This window comes from Mycobacterium sp. NGS24 (assembly GCF_059813065.1).
Genome location: NZ_JCALDW010000018.1, coordinates 98,577 through 115,031, shown reverse-complemented (window position 1 = coordinate 115,031; position 16,455 = coordinate 98,577). Strand labels below are relative to the sequence as shown.

General features: G+C 67.9%; 16 protein-coding genes. 8 read left to right on the top strand and 8 right to left on the bottom strand.

What is annotated here, in order from left to right; all coding sequences use genetic code 11:
• Positions 1-1,163, top strand: a 1,163-nt coding sequence (locus AC5Y6Y_RS20530) for an Mrp/NBP35 family ATP-binding protein (protein ID WP_499930196.1), incomplete at its 5' end; no start/stop codon positions are given.
• An 8-nt stretch (positions 1,164-1,171) separates the two neighbouring features.
• Here AC5Y6Y_RS20530 and tatB read toward each other — a convergent pair.
• From tatB to sigE, 4 genes are all read right to left on the bottom strand, one after another.
• Positions 1,172-1,549 (bottom strand): Sec-independent protein translocase protein TatB, encoded by a 378-nt coding sequence (tatB, locus tag AC5Y6Y_RS20525; RefSeq protein WP_463826704.1) that lies wholly within the window; start codon positions 1,547-1,549, stop codon positions 1,172-1,174.
• Between the two features lie 160 nt (positions 1,550-1,709).
• Positions 1,710-3,224 carry a serine protease HtrA gene (gene htrA / locus AC5Y6Y_RS20520; protein ID WP_499930195.1) on the bottom strand — a complete coding sequence of 505 codons (1,515 nt, stop codon included), beginning with the start codon at positions 3,222-3,224 and terminating at the stop codon, positions 1,710-1,712.
• A gap of 109 nt (positions 3,225-3,333) precedes the next feature.
• Positions 3,334-3,720, bottom strand: coding sequence for an anti-sigma E factor RseA (gene rseA / locus AC5Y6Y_RS20515; RefSeq protein WP_463826706.1), 387 nt, complete (start codon positions 3,718-3,720; stop codon positions 3,334-3,336).
• A 145-nt stretch (positions 3,721-3,865) separates the two neighbouring features.
• Positions 3,866-4,645, bottom strand: a complete 780-nt coding sequence (gene sigE / locus AC5Y6Y_RS20510) for an RNA polymerase sigma factor SigE (RefSeq protein ID WP_499926853.1) — start codon at positions 4,643-4,645, stop codon at positions 3,866-3,868.
• Positions 4,646-4,848: 203 nt separating this feature from the next.
• Between sigE and AC5Y6Y_RS20505 the strand changes: the two genes are divergently transcribed.
• Positions 4,849-5,514 (top strand): O-methyltransferase, encoded by a 666-nt coding sequence (locus AC5Y6Y_RS20505; RefSeq protein ID WP_463826708.1) that lies wholly within the window; start codon positions 4,849-4,851, stop codon positions 5,512-5,514.
• 1 nt (position 5,515) lies between these two features.
• On the opposite strand, the gene AC5Y6Y_RS20500 is transcribed toward AC5Y6Y_RS20505, so the two are convergent.
• On the bottom strand, positions 5,516-7,267 hold the full coding sequence (locus AC5Y6Y_RS20500) for a PE domain-containing protein (protein ID WP_499930194.1): 1,752 nt from the start codon (positions 7,265-7,267) through the stop codon (positions 5,516-5,518).
• A gap of 141 nt (positions 7,268-7,408) precedes the next feature.
• On the opposite strand from AC5Y6Y_RS20500, the gene AC5Y6Y_RS20495 reads away from it, so the two are divergent.
• Genes AC5Y6Y_RS20495 through AC5Y6Y_RS20475 form a run of 5 tightly spaced genes read left to right on the top strand, consistent with a single transcriptional unit; the run spans position 7,409 to position 12,967 of the window.
• Entirely contained in the window at positions 7,409-8,044 is a 636-nt protein-coding gene (locus AC5Y6Y_RS20495) for a TetR/AcrR family transcriptional regulator (RefSeq protein ID WP_463826710.1), read from the top strand.
• Positions 8,034-8,966: an ABC transporter ATP-binding protein gene (locus tag AC5Y6Y_RS20490; protein ID WP_499930193.1), complete on the top strand. Its 933-nt coding sequence runs from the start codon at positions 8,034-8,036 to the stop codon at positions 8,964-8,966. The genes AC5Y6Y_RS20495 and AC5Y6Y_RS20490 overlap by 11 nt, the downstream gene beginning before the upstream one ends.
• Positions 8,963-10,597 carry an ABC transporter permease gene (locus AC5Y6Y_RS20485; protein ID WP_499930192.1) on the top strand — a complete coding sequence of 545 codons (1,635 nt, stop codon included), beginning with the start codon at positions 8,963-8,965 and terminating at the stop codon, positions 10,595-10,597. The genes AC5Y6Y_RS20490 and AC5Y6Y_RS20485 overlap by 4 nt, the downstream gene beginning before the upstream one ends.
• Positions 10,598-10,653: 56 nt before the next feature.
• Positions 10,654-11,268, top strand: a complete 615-nt coding sequence (locus tag AC5Y6Y_RS20480; protein WP_499926901.1) for a methyltransferase family protein — start codon at positions 10,654-10,656, stop codon at positions 11,266-11,268.
• A gap of 43 nt (positions 11,269-11,311) precedes the next feature.
• The gene (locus AC5Y6Y_RS20475) at positions 11,312-12,967 is read left to right on the top strand and encodes a CocE/NonD family hydrolase (protein ID WP_499930204.1); all 1,656 of its coding nucleotides are present in this window, start codon (positions 11,312-11,314) and stop codon (positions 12,965-12,967) included.
• A gap of 7 nt (positions 12,968-12,974) precedes the next feature.
• Here AC5Y6Y_RS20475 and glgC read toward each other — a convergent pair whose 3' ends face one another.
• Positions 12,975-14,189 (bottom strand): glucose-1-phosphate adenylyltransferase, encoded by a 1,215-nt coding sequence (glgC, locus tag AC5Y6Y_RS20470; RefSeq protein ID WP_463826713.1) that lies wholly within the window; start codon positions 14,187-14,189, stop codon positions 12,975-12,977.
• 155 nt (positions 14,190-14,344) lie between these two features.
• On the opposite strand from glgC, the gene glgA reads away from it, so the two are divergent.
• A complete protein-coding gene (glgA, locus tag AC5Y6Y_RS20465; protein WP_499930191.1) occupies positions 14,345-15,508 on the top strand; it encodes a glycogen synthase in 1,164 nt (387 codons plus the stop codon).
• Between the two features lie 22 nt (positions 15,509-15,530).
• Here glgA and AC5Y6Y_RS20460 read toward each other — a convergent pair whose 3' ends face one another.
• Together AC5Y6Y_RS20460 and AC5Y6Y_RS20455 are read right to left on the bottom strand one after the other, a co-directional pair.
• Entirely contained in the window at positions 15,531-15,698 is a 168-nt protein-coding gene (locus tag AC5Y6Y_RS20460) for a DUF3117 domain-containing protein (RefSeq protein ID WP_003406247.1), read from the bottom strand.
• Positions 15,699-15,875: 177 nt separating this feature from the next.
• Positions 15,876-16,454: a DNA-3-methyladenine glycosylase I gene (locus tag AC5Y6Y_RS20455; protein ID WP_463826715.1), complete on the bottom strand. Its 579-nt coding sequence runs from the start codon at positions 16,452-16,454 to the stop codon at positions 15,876-15,878.
• Between the last annotated feature and the right edge of the window lies 1 nt (position 16,455).

The window sequence follows — 16,455 nt, the reverse complement described above, 5'->3', positions numbered from 1 at the left end:
ACTCGGCGGTGATGTCCGGAACCCGAGATGACGCCGACGATCTGACCACCGCGATTCGCACCGCGCTGGCTAGAGTGATCGACCCCGAACTGCGGCGCCCGATCACCGAACTCGGGATGGTCAAAAGCATCGACCTCGGGCCCGACGGTGGCGTGCACGTCGGGATCTACCTGACCACCGCCAGCTGCCCGAAAAAGTCCGAGATCAGTGCCCAGGTCACCCAGGCGGTCAACGACGTGCCCGGCACCGGCGCGGTCCAGGTGAGCCTGGACGTGATGAGCGACGAGCAACGCACCGAGTTGCGCAAGCTGTTGCGCGGCGACGCCGCCGAACCCGTCATCCCGTTCGCCCAGCCCAGCTCGCTGACCAGGGTGTACGCGGTCGCCTCGGGCAAGGGCGGGGTCGGCAAGTCCACCGTCACGGTCAACCTGGCCGCGGCGATGGCCGCCCGCGGGCTGTCCGTCGGCGTGCTCGACGCCGACATCCACGGCCACTCCATCCCCCGGATGATGGGCACCACCGACCGGCCCACGCAGGTGGAGTCGATGATTCTGCCGCCCATCGCCCACGAGGTGAAGGTGATCTCGATCGCCCAGTTCACCCGGGACAACACGCCGGTGGTGTGGCGCGGGCCGATGCTGCACCGCGCGCTGCAGCAGTTCCTGGCCGACGTGTACTGGGGTGACCTGGACGTGCTGCTGCTGGACCTGCCGCCGGGCACCGGTGACGTCGCCATCTCCCTGGCCCAGCTGCTGCCGAACGCGGAGATCCTGGTGGTGACCACGCCGCAGGCCGCCGCCGCCGAAGTGGCCGAACGGGCCGGCAGCATCGCCATCCAAACCCGGCAGCGCATCGTCGGCGTGGTGGAGAACATGTCCGGGTTGACGCTGCCGGACGGCACCACGCTGCACGTATTCGGCGAGGGCGGCGGCCGGCAGGTCGCCGAACGGCTGTCACGTGCCGTCGGCGCGGATGTGCCGCTGCTGGGTCAGATTCCGCTGGATCCGGCGCTGGTGAGCGCCGGCGACGCGGGGGTGCCCGCGGTGCTCACCGCGCCCGACTCCGCGGTGGGCAAAGAACTCGGCCGGATCGCCGACAGCCTGTCCTCGCGGCGGCGCGGCCTGGCCGGCATGTCGCTCGGGCTGGACCCCACCCGGCGCTGACCACGGGGCTACGTCGCGTCGGTGTCGAACGGGGTGCGTTCGGGCGGAGGCGGCGGGGGCGTCTTGTTGGGCTCCGGCGTGCTGGCGGGTTGATCGAAGTTACCGGTGAAGATCGAGTCGTCGCCGTCGAGCAGGTGTTTGGTCAGCGCCGCGCGTGGGGTCATGCCGCGCAGCTTCTGCAACTCCCCGATCTGGCCGCGCAGATCGTCGAACTCGGGCCCGATGTCTTCGCGCAGCTGGTTGGTCATGCCGCTGAGGTAATCGCGGGCCTGGCGCAGCGCGCCGGTGGTCCAGCGGATGGCGCCGGGCAACCGTTCGGGTCCCAACACCACCAGCCCGACCACGAGCAGGACGAGCATCTCGCCCCAACCGATGTTGGCGAACATCAGCTGGGACGGTCTTGACCCGCGGCGCCCGGCTGCGCCGCGCTGGCGATCATCAGGGTCGAATGGTGATGACCCGCGGCGCCCGGCTGCGCCGCGCTTGCGATCATCAGGGTCGAATGGTGATGACCCGCGGCGCCCGGCTGCGCCGCGCTTGCGATCATCACGAGCTCGTGTCGGCGTCTGGTTTGACGGTCAGGGTGACCGGGCGTCCGTCGCGGACCACCTCGATCTGAGCGTCCTGGCCGATGGTGAGCTGCCGGACCGCCACGACCGCCTCGTCGGAATCGGCGACTTTGCGCCCGCCGATCTTGACGATCACGTCGTTCTCCAGGATGCCGCCCTTCTGCGCGGGCCCGCCCGCCTTGACATTGGCCACCTGGGCGCCCGAGGCGATCGCGTTGCTCACCGAGCGGGTGCTGATCCCCAACGTCGGGTGCTGGATCTTTCCGTCCTTGATCAGGGTTTCGGCCACCAGCTTCATCTCATTGACCGGGATGGCGAAGCCGAGCCCGCTGGCGCTGTCGGACAGCGACTTGCCGGCGCTGTTGATACCGATCACCTGGGAGTCCATGTCGATCAGGGGCCCGCCGGAGTTGCCGTGGTTGATCGAGGCGTCGGTCTGGATGGCGTCGAGCACGGTGTCGGTGTCCGAACCCTCGCCGGACAACGGCACCGGGCGGTGCAGCGCGCTGACGATGCCGTGGGTGACGGTGCTGCGCAGGCCCAGCGGCGCGCCGGCCGCAATCACCTCATCACCCACCCGCACCTTGTTGGAGTCACCCAGCCGCGCCACGCTCAGGTTGTTGACATTGTCGACTTTGAGCACGGCCAGGTCGGTCTTCGGGTCGCGCCCGACCAGGCTGGCCGGCACCTCTTTGCCGTCGTTGAAGACCACGGTCAGTTTGAACTGGCTGGGATTGTTGGCGGCCTCGGAGATCACGTGGTTGTTGGTGACGATGTAACCGCGCCCGTCGATGACGACGCCGGAACCCTGCATGCCCTCCTGGTCGCTTTTGGCTTCGATGGTCACCACCGAGTCGGCCACCGCGGCAGCCACCTTGGTGAACCGGCCGGCCGGTTCCTCGGCGTTGCCGGCGGTCGACAACGTCACCTTGGAGGTGGTGAACGCCTCGACCACCTCTGCCGTCTTGCGGCCGATCACACCACCGAGCGCGCCGATCACCAGCGCGATCAGCAGCAGCACCGCCAGCGCGAGGTAGGACACCTTGCCGCCGAACAGCACGTCGCGCACTCCGAGCTTGCCGGTGTGCCGCTGCTCGGCGTGTGTGACGACCGGCGGCAGCGCGGGGGTGCCCAGCGCTGCGCCCGCCGCGGGGTCGCGCCACGGATCGTCGGGCTCGTCGTCCCCGTCGCCGTTCTTCTCGGCGGCCAGCGCGGTGGCGTCGATCGGATGCCGTTGCAATGTTTCGGTGGCACCGAACGGCCGGCCGAAGGCGTCGGCCAGCACGGGGTCGGTGGGCCGGTCGTGCGGCCGGAACTCGGACTGGTCCCGGTACTTCGGCGGGCGCACCCGCTCGGCCACGAAGGATCCCTGCTGACCGGCCGGGCGGCCGAACGTCTGACGGGAGGACGGGTCGACCGGCGGCCGGTAGATGGGGCGCGGTGCCAGCCGTTCGGTGTCCCGGCCGATGTTGTTGCCTTCGTCGGAGGTCACAGTTCCTCTTCTAGATCCATTGCTGAGCCCGACACGGGCATGTCCGCATCCACCCTAGTATCCACGCGTCACCGCGGGGCGGCGTGAACCGCGGCAGGCAAAGCTCAAGCTAGCTGCGCTTCCGCTGATCACCGGGGTCGGCGAACGGGTCGGAAAATGGCGCCGAACCCTGGTGCGGACTGTGCGGGATCTGCGACAGCAACCCGAGTAGCGAACTGGGGACGCGGATCGGGTGAGAGTCGCGCAGCGCGGCGCGCGCGCGAGTGTGATCGTCGACCTCGGCGGCACATTCCTGGCACAGCGACAGATGATGCGCGGCGCGCAAGTGTGCGTTCATCCGCAACTCACCGTCGACATAGGCCGCGATGGCCTCGATGGACAGGTGCTCAGTGGACCGGAACTGACGCGGCGCACCGATCGGGGCGTCACTCTGGGAGGCGAACTGAGCCGGCAGCCAGGAGAACGCGCGCCGGAACACATGCCCCCGGTCGGTCATCACTGAATCCCTTCGCACCCGCACTAGCCCTCGATACCTCGAATGTAGCGCGGCGCGGTGCTCGATAACCATGTTCAGCCCTTATAACCACCGGATTCGGAACCAGTTGGCAACCATGCGGTAGCCGAACCGGCTCACGACAGGTTCAGCTGGCCGCTCGTGCCGACGGGTCGTAGGCGCCCAGGCCATGCCCGGGATGGGCGGCCAGGTAGTCGCGCAGGGCTTGCCGCCCACGGTGGATCCTGCTGCGCACGGTGCCGAGCTTCACGCCCAGCGTGGCGCCGATCTCCTCGTAGGACAGCCCCTCGATGTCACACAGCACCACCGCGGCGCGGAATTCCGGCGGCAGCGAGTCCAGCGCGGCCTGCAGATCGGGTCCCAGCCGGGAATCGTGGTAGATCTGCTCGGGGTTCGGCTCGTCGGCGGGAACCCGGTCGTAGTCGTCGGGCAGTGCTTCCATCCGGATCCGGGCGCGGCGCCGGACCATGTCGAGGAACAGGTTGGTGGTGATGCGGTGCAGCCAGCCCTCGAAGGTGCCGGGCTGGTAGTTCTGGACCGAACGGAATACCCGGATGAAGGTCTCCTGAGTCAGGTCCTCCGCGTCGTGCTGGTTGCCGGTCAGACGGTAGGCCAGGCGGTACACCCGGTCGGCGTGCTGGCGCACCAGCTCGTCCCACGACGGCAAGGTGGACTTGTCTCCCGTTGCGTCGAAGACGGCTGTGCCCAGCAGCGCGTCCGACGGCTCCACCCACTCGTCGTCGCGGACCTGCTGCGGGTGGGACATGCTGGTCGGGCTCATGGTGGTGATGGTCTGCTCCTCTGGACTTCCCCTGCCATCCAACGTCGACAGTTCGTCAACCGCGGCAACGCGCAGTTGCCACTGGGTATTCCCCATTTCGTCGCTCCAACCCACACCGCGTTCCATACCGCTCACCGTCGCCTACCCGAGTGTGGTTGAGGTATGAGCAATCTGAGCTTTGGCTGAGAAACCATACTGTTACCTGCGTTTTCCAGCGCTGATGGCGACCGGAGTGACGTTCATCGCGCCGCCGGCTCCGCGCGTGTCCGGGCGGCGCACACCGGGCGCGCCTGACCGACGGCGCAGCCGGTTCGGCATACTCTGCGGACATGTCCACTACCGACGATTCCGCCGGCCGGGTGACCCCCAGCAGAGCTGATGCGCTGGTGGCGCACGCCGAGAAATCGATATCCGAGGATGCGATCCTGACCGGCGCTCGGGAGCGGGCCGCCGACAGCGGAGCCGGCGCGGTCACCCCGGCGGTCGGTGCGCTGTTGAGCGTGCTGGCCAAGCTCAGCGGGGGCAAGGCGGTCGCCGAGGTCGGCACCGGGGTGGGCGTCAGCGGGTTGTGGCTGCTTTCCGGCATGAGCGACGACGGCGTGCTGACCACGATCGACATCGAGCCCGAGTACGTCCGGCAGGCCAAGCAGGCGTTCACCGAAGCGCAGGTGGGGCCGTCGCGTACCCGGCTGATCAGCGGGCGTGCCCAAGAGGTGCTGACCCGCCTCGCCGACAATTCCTACGACCTGGTCTTCATCGACGGCGATCCGATCGATCAGCCGGAGTACGTGGTCGAGGGCGTGCGACTGCTGCGGTCGGGCGGGGTGATCGTGGTGCACCGGGCCGCCCTGGGTGGCCGCGCCGGCGACCCGGAGGCGCGCGACGCCGAGGTGGCGGCGGTGCGCGAGGCCGCGCGACTGATCGCCGAAGACGAGCGCCTCACCCCGGCGCTGATCCCGCTGGGCGACGGCCTGCTGGCCGCCGTCCGGGAGTGAGTTACAGCGCTCCGAGCAGCGTCTCGGCGAGCGCGAACGGGAAATGCACGGTGGCCGTTGTGACCTCGCGAACGCCGTCGCGCACCGCGTTCACGATGGTCGCCGGGTCGCCGCTGAACAGCGCCGTGCCCACGTCGTAGCCCGCGAACTGCGGCGCGGTGATGAAGTTGCGCACGTCGACGAACAGCTGAGTCGGCAGGTTCGCCGGCCCGACGGGCGCGCCGTTGTAGCTCACCATGGTCCAGCCGGTGCCGGGACTGCCCTGCACCACCACCGTCCCGGTGTTCGGCAGCGAGCCGGTGACCAGCAGCAACGGATTGGGATTGTCGACCATCATCATGGTGCCGGTCTCGATGGCCAGCGCGCTGGAGTAGGCGGCGACCGTGTGACTCGGCTGTGTCAGGGCGGCGTTGTACATGGTCTGCACCGCGTCGTTGAAGTTGCTGGCGAAGGTCAGGCCGGTGGGGTTGACGGCGGAGATGCCCAGCATGGGGAAGGCGGGGAAGCCGAGCGTCCACACCACGGGTCCGGCCAGGTAGAGCAGGCCGGCCGGGATCTGCGGCATGTCTTCCAGGAGGCCGGCGTTGATCTCGTTCAGGCCGGGCAGGATGACTTGCGATATCGGCTGCGTGCCCAGCCCCACCAGGTAGGAGGCCGTCTCCTGCGTCCTGATCATCTGCGACGAGAAGATCCCGGCGAAATCGGGCTGTTGGCCGTTGAGCAGGTTGGCAATGGCCTGCGCCTGCTGCACGCCCACTGCGGTCAGCGGCGGCCCGGGCACCGCCGTGTCGAGCAGGTTGGCCACATTGCTGGCGGTCTGCCCGTGCCGGATGAACTCGATGGTGACGGTCTCGGTGCTCGGCGGGATGAAGGTGGGCCCACCCTGGCCGATGAACAGTCCGGGGTAGCCGCGCGCCCCGATCGGCCCGGTGGTGAGCCCGGTGCCGCCGGCCCCGCCGTAACCACCGTTGCCGAACAGCAGGGCCTGACCGCCCGCGCCTCCCGCACCGCCGGTACCACCCGCAAGAGCCCCGCCGGCACCCCCGAGCCCACCATTGCCCATCAGCCAACCGCCGACCCCGCCGGTGCCGCCGACCCCGCCGCCGAATCCGGCACCACCCATGCCGCCGGTCCCGATCAGTCCCGCATTGCCGCCGTTGCCGCCGGTCGCCAGCACCCCGCCGGTGGGGCTGTAGCCGGCGCCGCCGTCGCCGAACAGGATGCCGCCGGCGCCACCGGTCGGGTTCGCCAGCGTTCCCGCGGCCCCGTTTCCGATCAGATCCCGCCCGAACAGCAGGTTGGTGGGTGCGTTGATGATCGGGTCGACCGCCTGGCCGAACGGGCTGGCTATCCAGGCCTGACCGACCGTGTGAACCGGGTTGTAGATGAGCGCCTGGAACCCGCCGGAGACGATGTCGTTGATCGCCGCCAGGGGCGCCGCGGCCGCTCCACCACCGAGCAGGGTGGCCTCCAGCTGCTGCAGGGCGGCGGCTTCGGCAGCACTGTATGACGTCGCGGCGGCACCCAGGTTCTGCACGAACTGCTGGTGGTAGGCGGCTGCCTGCGCCGCCGCTGCCTGGTATTCGCCGGCGTGGGTGCCGAACAGCGCGGCGATCGCGACGGAGACTTCGTCGGCCGCAGCCGAGGCTGGCAGGAGCGCGCTGAGGTTGCCGGTGCTCAGTGCCGATCCGATCTGCGATGCGCTCGCGGTCGCCGACTCGATGCCGTCCAGTGCCACGGTGACGAATGACATTTCGCTACTCCTCGATGCGTAATTGGTCCGACGGTCATTTTGGCACCTGAACGGCGAAAAGTTGCGGAAATCGGCCAAAGTCGCCAGCCGCTGTCGCCCGCGACCTTGACGACGACTGAACAGACGTTTAGTGTCCTGAACATGCGTTCAGTCGACTTGACCGCAGCCGCCCGGATCCGCGACGCGGCCATCGCCCAGTTCGGCGAGCACGGTTTCGGGATCGGCCTGCGCGCCATCGCCGAAGCGGCCGGAGTGAGCGCCGGCTTGGTCATTCATCACTTCGGCTCCAAGGACGGTCTGCGCAAGGCCTGTGACGACTACGTCGCCCAAGAGATCCGTGACTCGAAATCCGAGGCGATGAGGTCCAGTGATCCGGCCACGTGGCTGGGGCAGCTGGCCGAGATCGAGTCTTATGCACCATTGATGGCTTATCTGGTACGCAGCATGCAGTCCGGTGGTGAGCTGGCGAAGATGTTGTGGCGAAACATGATTGACAACACCGCGGCCTACCTTGAAGAGGGTGTGCAGATCGGCACCATCAAACCGAGCCGCGATCCACAGGCCCGCGCCAAATACCTGAGTATCACCGGCGGCGGCGGATTCCTGCTGTATCTGCAAATGCACGACACACCCACCGATCTGCGCAAAGTTTTGCGCGACTACGCCGAGGACATGGTGCTGCCCGCCCTCGAGATCTATTCCGAGGGCCTGCTGACCGACCACACCATGTATGACGCGTTTCTGGCCAACGAGAAAGGAGATTCCGATGTCAGCTGACCACCCGGCACCCATCGACATTCGCGGCCTCACCAAGAAATTCGGCAACGTCCGCGCACTCGACGGTCTGGACCTGTGTGTCCGCCAAGGTGAAGTGCACGGCTTCCTGGGCCCCAACGGCGCCGGCAAGTCGACCACCATCCGCATCCTGCTGGGCGTGGTCCGGGCCGACGGTGGCACGGTCCGACTACTGGGCGGCGATCCCTGGACCGATTCCGTTCAACTGCACCGCCGAATCGCCTATGTGCCAGGCGATGTCACGCTGTGGCCGGCCTTAACCGGAGGCGAGACCATCGACCTGCTCGCTCGCATGCGCGGTGGCATCGACCAACAGATGCGCGCCGAACTGATCGAGCGGTTCGAGTTCGACCCGCACAAGAAGGTGCGGGCCTACTCCAAAGGCAACCGGCAGAAGGTATCCCTGATCTCGGCGTTCTCGTCGCGTGCCGAACTGCTGCTGCTCGACGAACCCACCAGTGGGCTGGACCCTTTGATGGAGAACGTCTTTCAGCAGTGTGTCGCTGAGGCACGCGACCGCGGCGTGACGGTGCTGCTGTCCAGCCACATCCTGGCCGAGACCGAGGCACTGTGCGAACGGGTCACCATCATCCAGTCCGGCCGGACCGTCGAGAGCGGATCGCTGGAAGCCATGCGGCACCTCAGCCGCACTTCGATCAAGGCCGAACTGAGCCGCGACCCGGGCGATCTCACCCGCATCAAGGGAGTCGAAGACGTCAGCATCGAAGGCAACACGCTACGGGCCCAGGTAGACAGCGAAAGCCTGGGCGAGCTGATCCGGGTGCTCGGTGACGCCGGGGTGCGCAGCCTCATCAGCCAACCCCCCTCACTCGAGGAATTGTTCCTGCGCCACTACCGCACCACCGGGGGCCGGCACGAACGCACGGAGGTGCCGGCCCGATGAGTACTGCCGTCCTGCAACGTCCCGCACCTGCCGCGCGGCGCAGCACGAACTTCACCGGGACCCTAAAATTGTTGCGGCTCTACCTGCGTCGAGACCGGATCGTGCTGCCGCTCTGGGTATTTCTGCTGTCGGCTCCGCTGGGCAGCGTGTACATCGGCAGCATCGAAAAGGTCTATCCCACCGCAGCAGAGCGGGCTGCCTTCGCGGCGTCGATCACGGCCAGTCCCGCCCAGCGCGCGCTCTACGGTCCGATCTACGACGACGGCCTCGGCGCCGTCGGCATCTGGAAAGCCGGCATATTCCACGTTCTGATCGCGCTGGCCGTCATCCTCACCGTAATCCGGCACACCCGCGCCGACGAGGAAACCGGGCGCGCCGAGCTCATCGACTCCACCGCGGTGGGCCGCTACGCCAACCTCACCGCCGCATTGCTGTTGTCGTTCGGCGCGTCGCTGGCCACCGGTGTGATCGGCGCGGCCAGCCTGCTCGCCACCGACGTCGACCCGGCCGGGTCGGTAGCCTTCTGCGCGGCGCTGGCCGCCTCGGGCCTGGTCTTCACCGCGGTCGCCGCGGTCGCCGCGCAGCTGTCCCCGAGTGCCCGGGCGGCCCGCGGCTTCGCGTTGGCGGCGCTGGGTGCCGCGTTCACCCTGCGGGCGGTCGGCGACGCGGGTTCCGGTGCGCTGTCCTGGCTTTCGCCGTTGGGGTGGTCACTGCAGATCCGGCCGTATGCAGGCGATCGCTGGTGGGTGCTGCTGCTGCACTTGGCGGCGACCGCGCTGCTGACCGGCGTGGCTTATCGATTGCTGGCCGGCCGCGATGTCGGCGCCGGTTTGATCGCCGAACGCGCCGGACCCGGCGCGGCACCGGCCACGTTGGGCAACGCGTTCGGGCTGGCCTGGCGCCTGGACCGCGGCGCGCTGCTGGTGTGGACGGCGGGACTGTCGCTGTACGGCCTGTTGATCGGCAGTGTGACGCACGGGATCGGCGACGAACTCGGCGGCGGCGCCACCGCACGCGACATCGTGGTGCGCATGGGCGGTACCAGTGCCCTGGAGCAGGCCTTCATCGGGATCGGTTTCGTGATGCTCGGCATGGTGGCGGCCGCGTTCGCCATCTCGCTGTCGCTGCGACTGCACCAGGAAGAAGCCAGCCAGCGCGCCGAGACGGTGTTGGCCGGGTCGGTGTCGCGGACCCGACTGTTGGCCAGCCACCTGGTGCTCGCACTGGCCGGATCGGCGTTCGCCATGTTGTTGGCCGGTGTGACAGCCGGACTCGCTTACGGCCAGGCGGCCGGTGACGTGGCCGGCAAGCTGCCCGCGGTGATCGGCACCGCGGCTGTGCAGCTGCCTGCGGTGTGGCTGCTGGCAGCGGTCACCGTCGTCTTGTTCGGGTTGGTACCGCGGTTCACCCCGGCCGCATGGGGCGTGCTGGTCGGGTTCGTCGCGGTGTATCTGCTCGGTTCGCTGTCCGGGTCGCCGCAGTGGTTGCTCGATCTGGAGCCGTTCGCGCACACCCCCCGGGTCGGCGGCTCAGACTTCACCGCGGTGCCCCTGCTGTGCCTGCTGGCCCTTGACGGAGTGCTGATCACGTTGGGAGTCATAGCTTTTCGACGGCGAGACATCCGGCCGTGAACACCGCGGCGCGGCTCATATCATCCTCGGCGCTCGGTTTGATCGCCTTCGGCGCCATGCTGTTCATCCCGGCCGGCACGTTCCACTATTGGCAGGCGTGGGTTTTCCTCGCGGTGTTCGCCGTCGCGTCGCTGGGGCCCACCAGCTATCTGGCCCGCACCAATCCGGCTGCCCTGCAGCGACGTCTGCGCGTCGGGCCGGGAGCCGAAACCCGGACGATCCAGAAATTCGTCATTGCCGGCATCTTCGTCGGGTTCGGCGGGACCCTGGTGGTCAGCGCGCTCGATCAGCGGTTCGGCTGGTCGTCGGTGCCGACGGTGGTTGCGCTGACCGGTGACGTGCTGGTCGCGGTCGGTCTGGGCATCGCCATGCTGACTGTCGTCCAGAACAACTACGCCGCGTCGACCGTCACGGTAGAGGCGGACCAGTCGGTGGTCACCAACGGCCTCTACGGCGTGGTGCGGCACCCCATGTACGTCGGGAACCTCGTGCTGATGGTGGCCATACCGCTGGCGCTCGACTCCCTCTGGGGCCTGCTGTTCATGGTCCCGAATACGCTGCTGCTGGTGATACGCATCCTCGACGAGGAGCGGGCTCTGACAGCGCAGCTACCCGGGTACCGCGAGTACACCCAGCTGGTGCGATACCGGCTGGTTCCGCACCTCTGGTAGCGGGCCTAAGGTTGCGGACGTGACCCCGCAACCGGCACCCGCGCTGGACCGTCCGTGGCGTCGCCCGGGGGCGCTGCGCTATGCCCGCGACAAGCTTCGCGGCATGGCCAAACCCCCTGTCACCGTCACCGACCCGCCGTCGGACCTCGTCGTGGACCGGGACGTCGAGGTACCCACCCGCGACGGAACGGTGTTGCGCATCAACGTTTTCCGCACCCAGGCCGGGCCGCGTCCGGTCATCCTCAGCATCCACCCCTACGGCAAGGACAAGCTGCCGACCAAACGGCGCAAGCGGTGGACCTTCTCGCCGCAGTACCGGCTGCTGCGGCAAACCAAGCCGGTGAGCTTCTCGGCTTACACCAGTTGGGAGGCACCGGATCCGGCGTGGTGGACCGCTCGCGGTTTCGTCGTCGTCAACGCCGATAGCCGCGGGTGCGGCCATTCCGAGGGCACCGGCAGGTTGCTGTCGCGGCAGGAGGCCGAGGACACCTACGACGTGGTGCAGTGGCTGGCCGGACAACCGTGGAGTGACGGCCGCGTGGTCATGCTCGGTGTCTCCTACCTGGCGATCAGCCAGTTCGCAGTGGCCGCGCTGCAGCCACCGGCACTACGCGCGATCTGCCCGTGGGAAGGGTTCACCGACGCTTACCGCGACCTGTTGTTCCCCGGCGGAATACGCGAGTCGGGCTTCACCCGGTTGTGGTCACGCCAGGTGCAGGGCGCGACTCGTCAAACCTATGACCTGACCCGGATGCAGGACGAGCACCCGTTGCGCGACGAGTTCTGGCGCTCACTGGTACCCGATCTGTCGGCCATCACGGTCCCCATGCTGGTCTGCGGCAGTTTCTCGGACAACAACCTGCACAGCCGGGGTTCCATCCGGGCGTTCACCCGGGCCGGGTCGCAGCACGCGCGGCTCTACACGCATCGTGGTGGCAAGTGGGCGGAGTTCTACTCCGCCGAAGTGCGCGCCGAACAGCTGAAGTTCTTCCGCGACGTGTTGGACGGTGCGCCGCCGACCCGCAGCGTGCGCCTCGAGGTACGCGAAGATCGTGACACCATCGCCGCGGTGCGTGAGGAAACCGAGTGGCCGCTGACCCGCACCCGTTGGCGGACACTGTATCTCGCGGGCGCTGGTCAGTTGTCAGCTGAGCCGCCGCGAGCGGCAGGCAGCGTCACCTTCGAAAGTGGTTCTCGTGCCGCACTGTTCACGTGGACCGCGCCGACAGACACCGAGCTGACCGGCCCGATGGCGCTGCGGCTGTGGATTCAGCTGGACGGGTGTGCTGATGCGAATTTGTTTGTCGGAGTCGAGAAATGGCGCGATGGTCGGTATGTCGGATTCGAGGGGTCCTACGGATACGGCCGCGACCGGGTCACGACCGGGTGGCAGCGGGCCTCGCTGCGCAGGCTGGATCCCGCGCTGTCCCTGCCGTGGGAACCCGTGCCGGCATGCGATGAGCCGGAACCGATTCCGGCCGGTGCGGTGATCCCGGTGGATGTGGCACTGGGGCCGTCGGCCACGCTGTTCCGCGCCGGCGAACAGCTGCGACTGGTGGTGGCCGGGCGGTGGCTGTGCCCGCGCAATCCGCTGACCGGTCAGTTCCCGGCGGCCTATCCCGGCCCGCCGCGTGGCCGGGTGACGTTGCGCTGGGGGCCGCGCTACGACGCGCACCTGCTGATCCCGGAAATCCCCTGAGCAGGGGTCAGACCCAGACTCCCTTGCCGACGGCAACCACCCCGCCGGAACTGATCGCGAATCGCTCCCGATCCCTGTCCAGATCGACGCCCACCATCTCACCGGGCCCGACGACCACGTTCTTGTCCAGGATCGCGTGGCGTACCACCGCGCCGCGCCCGACGCGCGCCCCCGGCATGATCACGCTGCCCTCCACGATCGCGCCGTCCTCGACCACGACGTTGGAGGACAATACCGAATTGCGTACCGAGGCCGCCGAAATGATGCTGCCCGCTCCCACCACCGACTCCTGGGCTGAGCCGCCGTTGACGAATTTGGCCGGCGCCAGGTTTTCCGAGGCGCCGAGGATAGGCCAGCGCCTGTTGTACAGGTTGAACACCGGATGCACCGACACCAGATCCATGTGCGCGTCGTAGAACGCGTCGAGGGTTCCCACGTCCCGCCAGTAACCCCGGTCCCGGTCGGTGGCGCCCGGCACGTCGTTGTCTTTGAAGTCATAGACCGCGGCCATGCCGTCGGCCACCAACCGCGGAATGATGTCGCCGCCCATGTCGTGATCGGAATGGTCGTCGTCGGCGTCGGCACGGATCGCGTCGATCAACACCTTGGTGGTGAAGATGTAGTTGCCCATCGACACGAAGGTGGCGTCCGGATCGTCCGGGGTGCCGGGCGGATCCATCGGCTTCTCGACGAAATTGCGGATCCGGCCGGATTCGTCGGCGTCGATGCAGCCGAACGCGCTGGCCTCGGCCCGCGGCACCCGGATGCCGGCCACCGTGGCGCCGGCGCCGCTGTCGACGTGGAAGCGCACCATTTGCTCGGGGTCCATCCGGTACACGTGGTCGGCGCCGAAAACCACGATGTAGTCCGGATCTTCGTCGTAAATCAGGTTCAGCGACTGATAGATCGCGTCGGCCGAACCGGTGTACCAGCGCGGTCCGAGGCGCTGCTGGGCCGGGACCGGGGTGATGTACTCGCCGGCCAGACCGGACAACCGCCAGTTCTGCGAGATGTGCCGGTCCAGTGAATGCGACTTGTACTGCGTGAGAACGCAGATCCTCAGGTAGCGCGCGTTGACGAGGTTGGAGAGGACGAAGTCAATCAGCCGGTAGCCGCCGCCGAAGGGGACTGCAGGCTTGGCGCGGTCGGCTGTCAAAGGGTACAGGCGTTTGCCTTCACCGCCGGCCAGCACGATGCCCAGCACCTGTGGCGATTCCCTCATGCGCTTCAACCTATCGGCACCTGCGGACCCCTGCCACCGATCCCTCGCTCGCCCGAGAGCTCGACGACCGGATAGGTCAAGGATATTCGGCTCGCCGGCCGGCTCCACAGCAGCCCGCCATCCGCGCTCCGCCGCGCCCGAACTACGGTGCGGGTATGCGGGTGGCGATGATGACTCGGGAATACCCTCCGGAGGTCTACGGCGGTGCCGGAGTGCATGTCACCGAGTTGGTATCCCAACTGCGCAAGTTGTGCGCGGTCGACGTGCATTGCATGGGCGCGGAGCGTCCCGATGCCACCGCCCACCAGCCCGATCCGCGGCTGCGCACCGCCAACGCCGCGCTGTCCACCCTGTCGGCAGACCTGGTGATGGCCAACGCTGTCAGCGCGGCCGCCGTGGTGCATTCGCACACCTGGTACACCGGGTTGGCCGGACATCTGGCCAAACTGCTCTACGGCATCCCGCACGTGCTGACCGCGCATTCGCTTGAGCCGATGCGGCCGTGGAAGGCCGAACAGCTCGGCGGTGGCTACCAGGTGTCGTCCTGGGTGGAGAACACCGCGGTGCTGGCCGCCGACGCGGTCATCGCCGTCAGTTCCGGGATGCGCGACGACATCCTGCGCGTCTACCCGACGCTGGATCCCAACCTCGTGCACGTCATCCGCAACGGCGTCGACACCGAGGTCTGGTATCCCAGCGGACCGGTCCGCGCCGGCTCGGTGTTGCCAGAACTCGGCGTTGACATGCAACGACCCATCGTGGCCTTCGTCGGACGGATCACCCGGCAGAAAGGTGTCCCGCACCTGGTGGCCGCCGCGCACCAGTTCAGCCCGGAGGTCCAGGTGGTGTTGTGTGCCGGCGCGCCCGACACCCCGGAGATCGCCGAAGAGGTGCGGTCGGCGGTGACCGACCTGCAGCGCAGCCGCGCCGGGGTGTTCTGGATACGGGACATGTTGCCCCAGCACAAGTTGCGCGAAATACTCTCGGCTGCATCAGTTTTCGTGTGCCCGTCGATTTACGAGCCGTTGGGCATCGTGAATCTGGAGGCAATGGCCTGCGCGACGGCGGTGGTGGCGTCCCACGTGGGCGGGATCCCCGAAGTCGTCGCCGACGGTGTCACCGGCTCCCTGGTGCACTACGACGCCGACTACCCCGACGCCTACGAGGCGCGTCTGGCCGAGGCGGTCAATGCATTGATCGCGGATCCCGAGAGGGCCGAACAGTACGGCCACGCCGGGCGTCAGCGCTGTATCGAAGAGTTTTCCTGGTCACACATCGCCGAGCAGACCCTGGACATCTACCGCAAGCTGTGTGATTAGCGCAGCCGGCCGGCACGCTGACTCAGCTGGTGACGCCCTTGAGTTCGTCGCCCAGCGCGGCGGCTTCGTCGGGTGTCAGCTCGACAACCAGCCGGCCACCGCCTTCAAGTGGTACCCGCATCACGATGCCGCGCCCCTCTTTAGTCGCTTCGAGTGGACCGTCGCCGGTCCGGGGCTTCATCGCCGCCATCGAGTGCTCCCTCCAGATTCGATCTGGCCCGCACCCGCGGACCTGGTCGGCGCCGAGCATGCCCCGACAGTGAATTTCCAGCCATACCCGACATTGAACTGACAAATCACCACTCTATTGTTCCCTATCGCGGTGACCACGTGCACAAAGGCCCACTTCTGGCGGCAACGGTGGTTGTCAATCCGCGTTGGGCGGCACCCAGCAGGTGCCGATGTGGTCGTCCACCATGCCGGTCGCCTGCATCAGCGCGTAGGCGGTGGTGGGCCCGACGAAGCGGAACCCGCGGCGTTTGAGCTCGCGCGCCATCGCCTTTGATTCGGCACTGGTTGAAGGTATTTCAGCAAGGTCGGTGAACCGGGGACGGGCGGCCGGCGCGAACGACCACAGCAGCTCGGACAGGTCCTGCGGCGATCCGAGTTCGAGGGCGGCGCGTGCGTTGCCGACGGTCGCCTCGATCTTGGCCCGGTTGCGCACGATCGTCGGGTCGGTCAGCAGGCGCTGTACGTCGGCCTCGGTGAAACGGGAGATCTTCGCGACGTCGAACCCGACGAAGGCGCGGCGGAAGTCGGCCCGTTTACGCAGGATGATCAGCCACGAGAGGCCGCTCTGGAAAGCTTCCAGGCTCATCCGTTCGAACAGCGCCGTGCCGTCGGTGAGCCGCCGGCCCCACTCGTAGTCGTGGTAGTCGCGGTACAACTCGGCGTCCGGCCCCGGCGGCAGTTCCGCCCAGCCGCAGCGAACCCGGCCGTCGCTCACG